Origin of the sequence: Streptantibioticus ferralitis, from assembly GCF_029223525.1 — a bacterium.
Lineage (GTDB): Bacteria > Actinomycetota > Actinomycetes > Streptomycetales > Streptomycetaceae > Streptantibioticus_A > Streptantibioticus_A ferralitis.
The window spans coordinates 204,664-217,076 of record NZ_JARHTQ010000007.1 but is presented as its reverse complement, the minus strand read 5'-3'; the positions used below and the strand labels follow the sequence as shown (position 1 = coordinate 217,076).

Below are 12,413 nucleotides of genomic sequence, written 5' to 3'. Positions count from 1 at the left end.
CCAACGAAGACGTACAGGCCGCCGCCCGAGGCCTCCGATCGGCCCACCACTGCCGGAAGTTCTGTCCGACGCGCGGGCCCGTCGTCTACCGGGCCCTCGCTCACGCGCTTGGCGAGGAAGGCGCAGTCGCGATCACCAAGGACGAAAGGGTAACGGGCCTGAATTTTCGGAATGATTCGGCGTTAACCTCACCAATAAGGCACATCGGCGCGCCAATTCCCCTGCCCGTTTCACTCGGATACCTACCCTCTCCTCCGGATTTCGCAGTCCGATATTTGCTCGACGCGGACATCGTCAGGAACCATGCGGGGCCGGAGGGACGTCATGGTCCCTGTGCTGCGTGGCCCGGACGGGCCACATCCGGGGGTACGGATGTCCATCGCCACCTTCAGGCGAAACCGCCTGTCCGAGGAGCTGGAAGCATGAGCGAGCACCGGCCAAAGCCGCCGCAGTCGAACGACGGCGGCCGCCCCACCCTGCCCGGAGCGCTCCCCGCACCACCACCCCCGTCAACACCTCCGTCCATCCCGCCAGGGTCCGGCCCGTACGTCGCCCCGCCGGACGGCGTCCCACACACAGCTCCCGGCCGCCGCGGACGTCAAGGATCGGGGCGGCATCAGCGCCCCCGGCCGAACGTCCTTACGCAGCGAGGCGTCAAGGGCGCCCTCATAGGTGGGGCCTGCGCGGTCATGGTCGGCGCGGCGGGCTACGGGTGCTACGCCCTGCTCCAGGACCCATCGGCCGGCAAGCCCGTGGGGCACACCACTCCCACCCTGAAGCGACTGACCACGCGGAAGGCGATCGCTGCCCTGTCGGCCACCGAGGTGTCCCACACCGCGAGCGACTTCCTCGCGGCGTGGTCGTCCGGCGACACGGCGAAAGCCGCGGGTCTGACGGACGACGCGAAGCATTCCGCCGACCAGCTCGCCGCATTCCGCACCCGGTTGCACGCCACCTCGCTCACGCTGACCGACCAGTCGGCGAAGGGCACAACCGTGCCGTTCTCGGTAAGCGCCCGGTTCAGTGCCGACGGCCAGCAGTCGAACTGGAGTTACCGCTCGACGCTGGCGGTCACACGCGACACCTCGGGGCGCCCGGTGGTCAAGTGGGCGCCCTCCGTGCTGTATCCGACACTCGGCGACGGCGACAAGCTGGTGGCCGACCACTCGGCCGCACCGGCGCTCACGATCCTGGACCGGAACGGGAATGCGCTGACCACCGCCAAGTACCCCTCGCTCGACTCGGTCATCAGCCAACTGCAGACGGCCTACGGCACCGCGACGGGTGGCTCCACGGGCACCGAGATCCGTGTCGAGGGCGCTGACGGAAAGCTCGGCCCGGTGCTGCACCAACTCTCCCAGGGCAGGGCGGGAAAGCCGCTGACGACGACGATCGACGGCCATCTCCAGGCGGCGGCCGAGCAGGCGGTCAAGAGCAAGGGACCCGACGCGGCGACGGTGGTGATGCAGCCGAGCACCGGTGCGATCCTGGCCGTCGCCAACCAGCCCGCGTCCGGCCCGGACAAGGCGCTGAGCGGCACGTACGCACCCGGCTCGACCTTCAAGTTGATCACTGCCTCGACGGCGTTGGAAACCGGCAAGGTCTCCCCCGACAAGCCGCTCGACTGCCCGAAGAACTATCAGTACGGCGGTGCGAGCTTCCACAACGTGGACAACTTCTCGCTGCAAAACGCCAAGATGGCCCAGGACTTCGCACAGTCCTGCAACACGGCCTTCATCTCCACGGCGACGTTCATGCCAGATGACGCCGTCGCCAACGAGGCGCACGACGTCTTCGGCATAGGCCTCAACTGGAGCGTCGGTGTGCCCGCGTACAGCGGCAGCGTGCCTGCCGCCTCCGGAGCGATGAAGGCCATGTCGTACATCGGCCAGGGAAATGACCTGATGAGCCCGCTGGCCATGGCGTCCGTGGCGTCGACGGTCAAGGCCGCCGGATTCCATCAGCCGTTCATCGTCCCGCCGTCGGTCGACGGCCGAACCCTCGCCCAGGCTCCGCGGCAGTTGAGCGGCTCGGTGGCCGAACAGGTCCGCTCCATGATGCGGCTGACCGCGCAGTCGGGGACGGCCGCCCCGGCGATGGCCGGGCTCAGCGGCGACATCGGGGCCAAGACCGGAACGGCCGAGGTCGACGGGCAGAGCAAACCCAACAGCTGGTTCGTCGCGTACCGCGATGACGTGGCGGCGGCGGCCACCGTGCCGAACAGCGGCGAGGGCTACAAGTTCGCCGGCCCGATCGTCGCGGCGATCCTGAAGGCCGCCAACTGACCTGTTCCAGTTCGGCGAGTTGGTGTGCGATGCGCCGGGTGTCAGCTGAAGCTGCGCCGGTAGGTGTGCGGGCTGACGCCGGTGGTCCGCTTGAAACGGTCGCGAAAGGCGGTGGGTGAACCGAAGCCGACCTGAGCCGCGATGCGTTCGACGGAGTGCGGCGTGGTCTCCAGGAGGTGTTGGGCCTGCCGGATGCGGGCGCGGTGCAGCCACTGGAGCGGGGTGGTGCCGGTCTGTTCGCGGAAGCGGCGTATCAGCGTCCGGGTGCTGGTTCCGGCATGGGCGGCGATGTCGGCGAGGGAGAGGTCGCGGGCGAGGTTGTCCCGCAACCAGGCGAGCAGGGGGTCGAGGGCGGAGCCCTGGGGAGTGGGGGTGGGGGTGTGGTCATGGACGATGAACTGCGCCTGTCCGCCCTCGCGTTCCAGGGGCATGACGGACAGGCGGGCGGCGTCGGCAGCGACCGCCGCGCCGTAGTCGCGGCGGATCATGTGCAGGCACAGGTCCAGTCCGGCGGCGGCGCCCGCGGAGGTGAGGATCTGGCCGTTGTCGACGTACAGGACGTCCGGGTCGACGTCGACGTCGGGGTGGGCGGCGGCAAGTTGGCCGGCCGCGATCCAGTGGGTGGTGGCCCGCAGCCCGTCGAGCAGACCGGCGGCGGCCAACGGGAAGGTGCCCGTGCAGATGGAGGCGATGCGCGTGCCGTCGTCAGCAGCTGCGTGCAAGGCATCGCGGACGGCGGACGCAAGAGGAGCCACGGGGTTATCGGTACCGGGCACGATGATCGTGTCCGCGCCCTTGAGTCCCTCCAGCCCCCACGGCGCGCGCAGGATGAAGGCACCCGCGTCGATCTCCGGCTTCTCCGCGCACACACGGACCTGATAGCCGCGTCGCCCGTCCGGGAGGCGGGTGCGGGTGAAGACCTCGATCGGTGTGGACAGGTCGAACGGAATCACCCGGTCGAGCGCGAGGACGGCGACGGTGTGCATGGCCAGAAGATACCCGCTCGCCGCGGCTTATCCTCTCCGCAGCGAACCATGAGATCCACAGTTTGCCCAGTTCATGACCACACAGCGGGCTCCTGGCAATATCCCGCTGGATGCTGGCTCCAACGCCACTGGGAGGCAGGCCGTCGGCTGGTTAGCGTCGGGAACGACCTGAGCACAGACCGGGCCCTACGGCAACCCGAAGGAACGTACATGCACACCCAGATCGTCCTGTTCGATGGCTTTGATCCGCTCGATGTCGTCGCCCCCTACGAAGTGCTGTACGCGGGCGGCACCGCCTCCGGCGGCGCGGTGAGCGTGGAACTGGTCTCCGCCGAGGGACCGCGCGAGGCAACGGGGTAGAGAGCGCGGACCAATTGGCGGTGCGACGGTCGGGGTGGCGAGTGGTCCTGGCGGCGGTCTCACGGAATGTCGTGGGCTGGTATGCCCGTCGGCCGTTCCCGGCCCCGGGAGAGGTCGAACTCGGCCACTCTGCCGACCTGCGTATGGTCGCCCATCTCCTGGCAGGTGCGGAGATGGTCGTCGAAGGGCTGACGGATGTCTCGATGATCCCGCCCGCCCGGTGGCGCCGCGCCGGCGTGTGCGGGCGGCTTCGAGGCGGACGCAGCGGTCGAAGACTCGCTCGCGGTCGGCAGCCGGGATGCCAGGTCCATCGTCGGCGACTTTCAGAAGTGCGGTGGCGGGACCGTCGGTGGTGACCGTGACACTGACTTCGCTACGGGCGTGGCGGACGGCATTGGTAACACGAGACGAGGGTGGCTCGGCGGGGACACAGAGCCTTCCGACGTTTCCCCGAGGGCCGCTCGTGTCCCCGCCGAGACCGCTGCTTCGCCATCCGACAGGACAGGTGGACACACGAAGCGCGGTGTCTTCTCCTGCTCTGCCACCTCCCTCCCGACGGAGAGATCCAGCCGACTCCTTAAGCCGGCTTATCCAGATTCGCCTCTTGTCGCGGTGGTGGGCCGCGCTATCCGCCCTGAAGGGCAGCCACCCCGGTGCGCGAAGGTCTCGCAGGAGTCCAATGTCCCCCTCCTTTCTTCACCGTCTCCGAAAGGGTTGATATGCGTGTGCCCCAACCGGCGCGCCATGCACGACCCCATCCGAGTGAGTTTCAGTTCCGGTCCCCTTCTGGTGAACCTCCCGGCGCGGGCCTCTCGCCGGTTCCCGGCATGTGGTTCGGGCGTCGGCGGCCTCACCCTGCTGGACTTTCCTCGGCCTCTGGGCACGGGAGCGCGAGGTGGCTGCGGCCAGACGCTGCTGGCCGCCTTCGCTCTGTTCACTGCCGGGCTGCTGGCCCGCCACCTCGCCACCGGCAAGAGGCCGACCCATGCCTCACACCCGCTGCCTGATCGCCGGTGGTGCCGTCTCCGCTGCCGTCTCCGCGGCCCGCTCAAGGCACTCTTGGGTCCTGGCCTGATCGCCCTTCAACTGATGCAGGAGCGTGGTCGCGATGGCGTCGAATGTGCGCTGAACAGCCCGCTCGGCGCGCCGTCCAGTGTTCTTCCAACGCGGCCGTCGAGAACGGCGCATAGATCCTCACTACTTCACCAACGTCTGCTCCTGCCGCCCGGGTACGGCAGAGGGCGTGGCTACCACCGGGACGGACGCGGCCAGTTCGTCGCCTGGCCGCGTGGGCCGCCGCCGCGCCGACGGCGATTGACTCGCCGAGTCCAGCCGCCGGCCGAGCCCGGGGAACGCCATGGCGGAGCACAAATCGGCCCAGACCGCAAGGGGAGATCAGGGGTACTTCGGCCAAGCGCAAGTTCAACAGATCTCTCGCAGTTATCAGCTTCACTACCTGGCGTACGAGGCCCCTGGGGTCGACCCTCGCTACAGGGACTTCCGCTTCACCACCGGGCGACCGAGCACCGCGGGGAACTTCAGCCCGTGCTCGGCCGTCGAGCGCGCTCTGTTCGAAGACCAGTACCGCGGGGTCTTGAACCGCGAGCGGAGGTGAGGCATGAGTGGAGTCGGCCGAGAAACTGGAACCGCTCCCCCAGCTGACCCGGTTCGCCCACAGCTCTCGCGGAGGCACGCCCGTCAGCGGCCTCCGGCTTTGCGGGCCCAGCACATCGTGAAGGGGCTGATCACATGATTGAGGGCGTTGACGTCAGTTCGTACCAGCCGGTCGACTTCGACACGAGCGGCCTGTCGTTCGTGTTCGTAAAGGCCACGCAGGGCACTGGATATGTCAACCCGCTCCAAGCGGGACAGGCGGCACACGGCCGTGCCGCCGGATTGGTGGTCGGCTTCTATCACTACCTGGACTCGTCGGCGAGCATGCAGGCCCAAGCCCAGTACTTCGTGAGCCAGTGCGGCAGCCGCACCGGCGACATCCTCGCCTGCGACTGGGAGGAAACCTCGGTCTCCGGCGCACAGAAGGACGCGTTCCTTTCCGCGGTCAGGCAATTGAGGCCCGGCCACCGGCTCGTCCTCTACTGCAACACCTACTTCTGGGCCAGCCTGGACACCACCAGCGACTGTGCGGACGGCCTGTGGATCGCGGACATCACCACCGCAGGACGGCCACGCGTTCAACATCCGTGGACCTTCCACCAGTACTCCGACTCCGGTGGCATCGACCGGGACGTCGCCAACTTCAGCTCCACCGCAGAACTCATGGCCTGGGCGACCGGCGCCCAGCCTCCGCCCTGGGAGACCGACATGCCTCAATGGATCACTGGCCCCGTAACACCGGGTGCCGAGCCCACCGTTGCCCTGGTCCCGCACGGGACCGCGTGGTCCGCCGCACCGAACCGCACCCTGCACCTGGGCATGGATCAGGTCGGCAACCCGGCCGCGCGGGCGAGCGTCCGCGTGGCCGTCCACAACGGCACGAGTTGGCGCGAGTCCACCGTGGCCGTCACCGCCGCGGGCGGCACCGTCGATGTCAACCTCACCAACGCTGACGTCAAGGTCAGCCTTCAGACCGCCGACCCCGGCGTCGCCTACGCCATAGAGACCTGGTGACCCACCATGTGCTCGCCGGGCGCGACCTGGGCGCCCAGCCCGCACGCCTACGGCTCCGCCTCACACGTCCCGCCTGCGCAGCGTCCACCACCCCGCGCCCACCGCCAACGCCGTCGGCAGCCAGTCCCGGAGGAGGCGGCCGGATCCGGACTGTTCCAGCGTCGTTCGGACCGGGTCGACCTGGTCGAGCAGTACGACCAGGTCGAGATCCGAATGTTCGCGTGTGGTTTCACCGGTCAGGGCATCCACCCCCAACCGCCGTCCACCCACGCGGTCGCCCCCGCGCCGGCCAGGAGGTCCAGCACGTCGACCACATCGGATTCACGCATCATGAGGGCACCCTCCCGGACCCCGAGAACCGGGTTACTCCGCGTAGCGGTTCGCCAGGGTCCGCACGGCTTCGGCGATGGCTTCCCTCAGTTCGGGCGGGGCGAGTACCTCGGCCTCCGTGCCGAGCCTGAGCAGGTCGCCGACGGCCACAGCCTGCGCCTCGACAGGCAGCTCCACGTGTACCCAACCGTCGGCGTCGGGCGGCCCTGCTTCCTCCAGAGCGCGTTGGCCGACCGCACCGAACTGCATGGGCAGCAGCCGCTGCCCCCGGGGCGAGATCCTCAGTCGGGCGGTTCCCTTGTGCAGCGCGGCTTCCAGCCGTCGTGTGGACTCCTCCCAGTAGGCGGCCAGGTGGAATCCGGCGGGGCGTTCGAAGGTCTCCTGGGTGGTGTCCACGGCCAGCAGCCGCGATATCCGGTACGTCCGTACGGTCGCGTCCGCCCTCGCCACCAGGTACCAGATACCGCCCTTGAGGACGGTGCCGAGGGGGTGCAGGTCGCGCCGCACCTCACCGCCCCAACGCCGGTAGTGCACCCGCAGTACACGTTGTTCCCACACTGCCTGAGCGACCGGTGCCAACTGCGGAACAGGGTCGGCTTCCCGGAACCACGCCGGCGCGTCCAGGTGGAACCTGTCCTGGATGAGCCGGGCGTGCTCTGCCAGTTCAACCGGGAGGGCGGCCTGCAGCTTCAACTGAGCGGTGGCCAGGACCGCGCCGAGGCCCAGATCATGTGCTGGTCCCGGTACTCCGGCGAGGAAGAGGGCCCGAGCCTCGGCGCCGGTGAGCCCGGTCAGCCGCGTACGGTATCCGTCCATCAGGCGATAGCCGCCGTTGGGCCCACGATCGGCACAGATCGGGACGCCCGACCCGCCCAGCGCCTCGATGTCCCGGTAGACCGTACGAACGGACACCTCCAGTTCCGCGGCGAGCTCGGGGGCGGTCATCCGCCCGCGGTTCTGGAGCAGCAGGAGCAAGGAAAGTAGCCGGTCGGCGCGCATCGATCCATTGTCCCGTCGTACCTGACAGAGGGTGTCAGGTACGGGCGTCAGGCTGATCACACGCCGCGCGGAGGAGACCGTGCGGCCGGTCGAAAGGACAGCCATGCATACCCGAACCACTGGCAGTTTCACCTTCGCCAACTGGGAAGAGCGCACGGTGGGACCGAGCGGGACAAGCCCGAAACTCGCCCATGCCTCCGTCACGAACACCTTCGCCGGTGGCATCGAGGCCGCCGACACGACGTGCGAGTACACCATCGTGTACGTCACCGAGAAGACCGGTACGTTCACCGGCATGGAGGCGCTGGTCGGCCATGTCGACGGCCGCGAGGGGTCCTTTGTCGTCGAGCAGCGCGGCTCCTTCGACGCCGACGGCACCGTGCACTGCGCCTTCGAGGTCGTGCCGGGAACCGGCACCGGCGAGCTCATCGGGCTATGTGGAACCGGCGACTTCGTCGCCAAGCACGGTGAATCGTCCTTCCCCTACACCTTTGACTACGACCTGGACTGAGCGCGCGCGAACCGTCGCAGAGCGGCCAGGCCTGCTGCCGGTGACGCAGTCGCAGGGCGGCGGCCCGTCCCCCTCCCCCGGGATGGCGGGCCACCGCGTCCGTGGTCGGCCTGCTGGTGGTAGGTCCGCCTGGGCGTGCATGCTGTGCCTGATAGGACGGTGAGGTCGTGACGAGGTGGCCGGAAATCGTGGTCCCCGTCGACGCGCGAGGGGACTCGGTGTCTGCGCGTCGCCATCATGTGCGGCAGTGGGAGGCCCCGCGTCCGCGGGGAGAACGACGCCTATGGGGGGAACATGCCGCCTTGGAAGGAACTGCCCGCCTCACTGGATCAGCGAGTGCGCCAACTCGTCGTACAGCTGCGAAGACTCAAGGACCACAGCGGGCTGAGCCTCGCCGCGCTGGCGGCCAAGACGCACTACAGCCGCTCCTCCTGGGCGCGCTATCTCAACGGGAAGAAGCTGCCGCCGCGCGAGGCGGTGGAACAACTGGCGCGGGTGTGCGGCGCGGATCCGACCCGGTTGCTGGTGCTGCACGAACTCGCGGCGGCGGCGTGGCCGAACGCGACGGAGGAGGACGGCCCCGAGGAAGAGGAGAGCGCCGGGACCACCACCCACCGGCGAGCCGTCCGGCGGACCTGGGTACTCCTCGGTGCGGTCGCGGTGCTGTCGGCCGTCCTGGCCACGGTACTGCTGGTGACCCGACCGTGGCAGGGCGAGGGCGTCAGGCCCGAGGCAGTGCAGGGCAGCAGCCAGACCCCGTTCGTCTACGTACCGGGCCGGGCCCACCCGTGCGATGTGAAGCGCCAGGAAGGCGAGTTGCGCGCCGGATACAGCACGACCCGCACCATGCTCATGGACGTCAACAGCACGGGCTGGGAGATCCTGGAGGCGCAGTGCCTTCTGAAGTACCACGGCTATGACCCGGGCATCCCCGACGGCGCCTACGGCGAGCGGTCCAAAGGCGCCGCCAAGCGCTTTCAGGGCGACCACGGCCTGGTCGTCGACGGCATCGTGGGGCCGGACACCTGGAAGGAACTGCGCCGATGAGCGATGAACGCCCCCTTCCGGTGGAGTGCGCCCGACTGGCCGAGGAACTACGCGAGTTGAGGCGCCGTACGGGGCTGAGCCTGGCCGCTCTCGCCGAGCACACCCCGTACAGCAAGTCGTCCTGGGAGCGCTATCTCAACGGCAAGAAGCTGCCGCCGAGGCAGGCGGTCGACGATCTGTGCCGACTGGCGGACGAACCGGTCGGCAGGCTGCTGGCGTTGTGGGAGCTGGCGGAACAGGCGTGGAGCGGGCGGGCCGGGACCGCGGTCGCCGGGAAGGAGGTCGGCACGGCCGCGCCGGATGGCGAGCGGAAGGCGACCGGCCGTGCCCGGCGGGCGTTCGTGGTGTCCGGTGCCGCCGCCGTCGCAGCGGCCGTCATCGCGGCGCTGCTCCTTCTCACCGCCGGAGGGCGCGGGTCCGACCGTGGGGCGTCCGGTGGTGCCTCGGCAACGCCCGCTTATTCGCAGTCGTTTGCCCCCGGCTGCCGGGAAAAGGAGTGCGAGGGAGCGGATCCCGCCCAAATGGGGTGCGGTGTGCAGGGCATGGCGGCCACGCTCGTCACCCACCGGGCGGTCGGTGGTGAACGGCTGGACATCCGGTACTCGGAGCAGTGTGGGGCCGTGTGGGTGCGGGCCATGAGACTGCGCCTCGGCGACCGGGTCCGACTGTCCCTGCCGGGCGCCGTCACCAAGGAGATCAGGGCGACGAACCAGCGGGACACGGAGGTCTACCTGTCGACCGTGATGACGGCCACCAAGGTCCCCCGCAAGGCTCGGGTCTGTCTGTGGCCGGGTGCGGGCGGTGCGCCCGACTGCTTCACACCGCCGCCCGCGCCCAGCGTATGACCACGCCGAAGCGGCACGGGGATCGGGCCGCCTCGGTGGTGAGTTGGCACTGGCCGCGGGTTCCGGGTCGAGGCGTTCCTGGTCGATCATTGCGGGTATGACCAACCCACGTAGAAGAGCGGAGATCTTCGCCACCGCCAAGCCCGATCGTCGGTTCAGCGGTCCGGCGACCGGCGACGAGCGGCGCATGTTCGTCGACTTCCTCAGGGCGCAGCGAGCGACCTTGGAGCTGAAGTGCGCAGGCGTGGACGGGGAGTTGTCCCGGCGGTCCGTGGAGCCGTCCACGCTCTCGCTGCTCGGTCTGGTCCGGCAGCTCGCCGATGTGGAGCGCCGGTGGTTCCGGCGGGTGCTGGCCGGTCAGGACGCGCCGCCGCTGTTCTCCTCGGCAGCCGACCCCGACGGGGACTTCGACGGTGCGGCGTCCGACCCCGCGGTCGTCGCGGCGGCGTGGGATGCCTGGCGTACCGAGGTGGATTTCGCCGAGCGCCTTGTCGCCGATGCGCCGAACTCGACATCGAGGGTGCGGACTCCTGGCGCGAGACGGTGTCGCTGCGTTGGGTACTCATCCACATGGTCGAGGAGTACGCCCGGCACAACGGACACGCCGACCTACTCCGCGAGCGGATCGACGGAGCGATCGGAGTGTGAGGCCCCCTCTGACGTCGAGTGATCAGTACCCCTGGCCCGACTCGCGGAAGCCGTCGCGCACCGTGTCATAGATGGGGCGGTACCGGTTCCAGTCGGCGCTTGGGGCCGAGAGGTAGATGGCGTGCTCGTTGCCGCCCTTGTGGCCGAAGCCGAGGTCGATGGCCCGGAACTGGCGTGCCCGGCCCTGGAAGGTGAACTCCCAGACGGCGGCGGGCTGCCCGAGGTAGGTGGTGTCCGTCATGCTCAGCAGCTTGTAGTCCGACAGCTTGCCCTTGACCTGCGGCTCGATTTGCTGCCAGTGCTGAAGGGGCGTGGCGCTCGCGAAGTCGAGGGTGTCGATCGTCAGGCCGACGAGGCCGTCCGGCTTGAGGTACTGGATCTCCGTGCCGGACTTCACCTGGCGCTGCCAGCCGTCGGGCACCGGGAAGGAGCCGCCGAGCTGGTCCTCCTTGACCAGGTGGTAGCCCTGTGGCACGGATGGCGCGGTGCCGTGGGCGGTGGGCGGCTCCGACTGGGTCGGCTTGATTTCCTGGCTGGTGGGGGCGGGGTTGGCGGTGCGTTGGGCGGCACCGCCGCGCGCGAGGAGGAAGTACCCTCCACCGGCCGCGAGGACGACGACCAACGCGCCCAACAGGAACGCACGGCCGCGGTGACCGCTGCCCTTGGCTTTCGCGCGGGGCTGCGGAGCGCGCTCCGGCGCCGATGCCGTAGGCGGCTGCGGCTCCCGTCCGGCGACCGCCACGGTCGGCGATGGCGTGGTGGTGCGCGTGGCCGGTGCCGGGGATGCTTCCGGCATCGACGCCGGGGCGGACTGCGGCACTGTCGACTCCGTGATGCCTGGCGTCCGCACTTCTGCCGCCAGCTCGCGCAGGCTCCGTTCGACGACCTCGGCGGTGGGCCGGTGCTCGGGCTCCTTGGCGAGCAGCGTCTCGATGAGCTCGGCCAGCGGGCCGGCATGGCGCGGCGGTTCGAGCGGGTCCACCACGATGGCGTACGCCGTCTCCACAGCGGTGTCCTTAGCGAACGGAGGCCGCCCTTCCAGTGCCTGGTAGAGGGTCGCGCCCAGCGCCCACAAGTCCGACGCCGGGCTCGGGCTGCCGCCCCTGACCCGCTCGGGCGGGAGGTAGTCGACGGAGCCGACCAACTCCCCGGTCCGGGTCAGCGTGGACGTCCCGATGGACTGGGCGACGCCGAAGTCGGTGAGCACGACCCGCCCGTTCGCGCCGAGCAGCACGTTCGCGGGCTTGACGTCGCGGTGCAGCACTCCGGCCGCGTGGGCCGCCCTCAGCGCCGCGATCATGCGGCACCCGATCCGGGCGGCCTCGCCCGGCGAGAGGGTGCCCTGCCGCTTGAGCAGCTCTCCGAGGGTCGACGAGGGCACGTACTCCATGACGATGCACGGCGCACCGGCGTCCTCGACGACGTCGTGGATGGTGACGACGTCGGGATGGGTGATGCGGGCCGCGCTACGCGCCTCGCGCCGGGTGCGCTCGTGCAGCGTCGCGATCTCCTCGTCGGAAAGGTGCAGTGGGGCGTGCACGCGCTTCACGGCGACCTGTCGGCCGAGCAACTCGTCCTCGGCCCGCCAGACCGTGCCCATGCCGCCGCGGCCTATCCGCTCCAGGAGGCGGTACCGCCCGGCGACCAGCTGACCTATGTCCGCCTCCGCCCCTGTCACCGAGTCCGACACCGCCCTCTTCTCCAGCTCTCACATTCGTGTTCGACGCCCCAACAGTAGTCACTCCCGCCCCAAGGAGCGGATCCGGCCACCCGT

General features: G+C 69.5%; 9 protein-coding genes and 3 pseudogenes. 7 read left to right on the top strand and 5 right to left on the bottom strand.

The features are described from left to right. The first annotated feature begins 422 nt into the window (after nucleotides 1-422). Nucleotides 423-2,285, top strand: coding sequence for a penicillin-binding transpeptidase domain-containing protein (locus tag P2L57_RS13785; protein ID WP_275813533.1), 1,863 nt, complete (start codon nucleotides 423-425; stop codon nucleotides 2,283-2,285). 41 nt (nucleotides 2,286-2,326) lie between these two features. On the opposite strand, the gene P2L57_RS13780 is transcribed toward P2L57_RS13785, so the two are convergent. Continuing rightward, a complete protein-coding gene (locus tag P2L57_RS13780; protein WP_275813530.1) occupies nucleotides 2,327-3,271 on the bottom strand; it encodes a GlxA family transcriptional regulator in 945 nt (314 codons plus the stop codon). A 210-nt stretch (nucleotides 3,272-3,481) separates the two neighbouring features. Here P2L57_RS13780 and P2L57_RS13775 point away from each other — a divergent pair. After that, a pseudogene (locus P2L57_RS13775) lies at nucleotides 3,482-3,619 on the top strand (DJ-1/PfpI family protein); the annotation flags it as partial. 240 nt (nucleotides 3,620-3,859) lie between these two features. Here the strand turns inward: P2L57_RS13775 and P2L57_RS13770 are convergent. Then, nucleotides 3,860-4,144: pseudogene (locus P2L57_RS13770) on the bottom strand (ATP-binding protein); the annotation flags it as partial. 1,236 nt (nucleotides 4,145-5,380) lie between these two features. Here P2L57_RS13770 and P2L57_RS13765 point away from each other — a divergent pair. Further along, nucleotides 5,381-6,259, top strand: a complete 879-nt coding sequence (locus P2L57_RS13765) for a glycoside hydrolase family 25 protein (protein WP_275813526.1) — start codon at nucleotides 5,381-5,383, stop codon at nucleotides 6,257-6,259. A 60-nt stretch (nucleotides 6,260-6,319) separates the two neighbouring features. Here the strand turns inward: P2L57_RS13765 and P2L57_RS13760 are convergent, their stop codons facing one another. Both P2L57_RS13760 and P2L57_RS13755 read right to left on the bottom strand, forming a co-directional pair. Then, the gene (locus tag P2L57_RS13760) at nucleotides 6,320-6,508 is read right to left on the bottom strand and encodes a nucleotidyltransferase domain-containing protein (RefSeq protein ID WP_275813523.1); all 189 of its coding nucleotides are present in this window, start codon (nucleotides 6,506-6,508) and stop codon (nucleotides 6,320-6,322) included. 114 nt (nucleotides 6,509-6,622) lie between these two features. Then, nucleotides 6,623-7,588 carry a helix-turn-helix transcriptional regulator gene (locus P2L57_RS13755; RefSeq protein WP_275813520.1) on the bottom strand — a complete coding sequence of 322 codons (966 nt, stop codon included), beginning with the start codon at nucleotides 7,586-7,588 and terminating at the stop codon, nucleotides 6,623-6,625. A gap of 103 nt (nucleotides 7,589-7,691) precedes the next feature. Between P2L57_RS13755 and P2L57_RS13750 the strand changes: the two genes are divergently transcribed. From P2L57_RS13750 to P2L57_RS13735, 4 genes and pseudogenes are all read left to right on the top strand, one after another. Beyond that, on the top strand, nucleotides 7,692-8,099 hold the full coding sequence (locus P2L57_RS13750) for a DUF3224 domain-containing protein (RefSeq protein ID WP_275813516.1): 408 nt from the start codon (nucleotides 7,692-7,694) through the stop codon (nucleotides 8,097-8,099). A 294-nt stretch (nucleotides 8,100-8,393) separates the two neighbouring features. Continuing rightward, nucleotides 8,394-9,146 carry a helix-turn-helix domain-containing protein gene (locus P2L57_RS13745; protein WP_275813513.1) on the top strand — a complete coding sequence of 251 codons (753 nt, stop codon included), beginning with the start codon at nucleotides 8,394-8,396 and terminating at the stop codon, nucleotides 9,144-9,146. Then, complete coding sequence (locus P2L57_RS13740; protein ID WP_275813510.1) at nucleotides 9,143-9,991, top strand: helix-turn-helix domain-containing protein; 849 nt, start codon at nucleotides 9,143-9,145, stop codon at nucleotides 9,989-9,991. Before P2L57_RS13745 ends, P2L57_RS13740 begins: the two co-directional genes overlap by 4 nt. A gap of 97 nt (nucleotides 9,992-10,088) precedes the next feature. Continuing rightward, nucleotides 10,089-10,639 (top strand): annotated as a pseudogene (locus tag P2L57_RS13735) (DinB family protein). Nucleotides 10,640-10,661: 22 nt separating this feature from the next. Here P2L57_RS13735 and P2L57_RS13730 read toward each other — a convergent pair. Then, entirely contained in the window at nucleotides 10,662-12,329 is a 1,668-nt protein-coding gene (locus P2L57_RS13730; protein ID WP_275813507.1) for a protein kinase domain-containing protein, read from the bottom strand. Nucleotides 12,330-12,413: the final 84 nt, after the last annotated feature.

Bases quoted from the DNA above. Each gene is read 5' to 3' on its own strand.
- P2L57_RS13785 (WP_275813533.1), top strand. From the start codon at position 423: ATGAGCGAGCACCGGCCAAAGCCGCCGCAGTCGAACGACGGCGGCCGC.
- P2L57_RS13780 (WP_275813530.1), bottom strand. From the start codon at position 3,271: ATGCACACCGTCGCCGTCCTCGCGCTCGACCGGGTGATTCCGTTCGAC.
- P2L57_RS13765 (WP_275813526.1), top strand. From the start codon at position 5,381: ATGATTGAGGGCGTTGACGTCAGTTCGTACCAGCCGGTCGACTTCGAC.
- P2L57_RS13755 (WP_275813520.1), bottom strand. From the start codon at position 7,588: ATGCGCGCCGACCGGCTACTTTCCTTGCTCCTGCTGCTCCAGAACCGC.
- P2L57_RS13750 (WP_275813516.1), top strand. From the start codon at position 7,692: ATGCATACCCGAACCACTGGCAGTTTCACCTTCGCCAACTGGGAAGAG.
- P2L57_RS13745 (WP_275813513.1), top strand. From the start codon at position 8,394: ATGCCGCCTTGGAAGGAACTGCCCGCCTCACTGGATCAGCGAGTGCGC.
- P2L57_RS13740 (WP_275813510.1), top strand. From the start codon at position 9,143: ATGAGCGATGAACGCCCCCTTCCGGTGGAGTGCGCCCGACTGGCCGAG.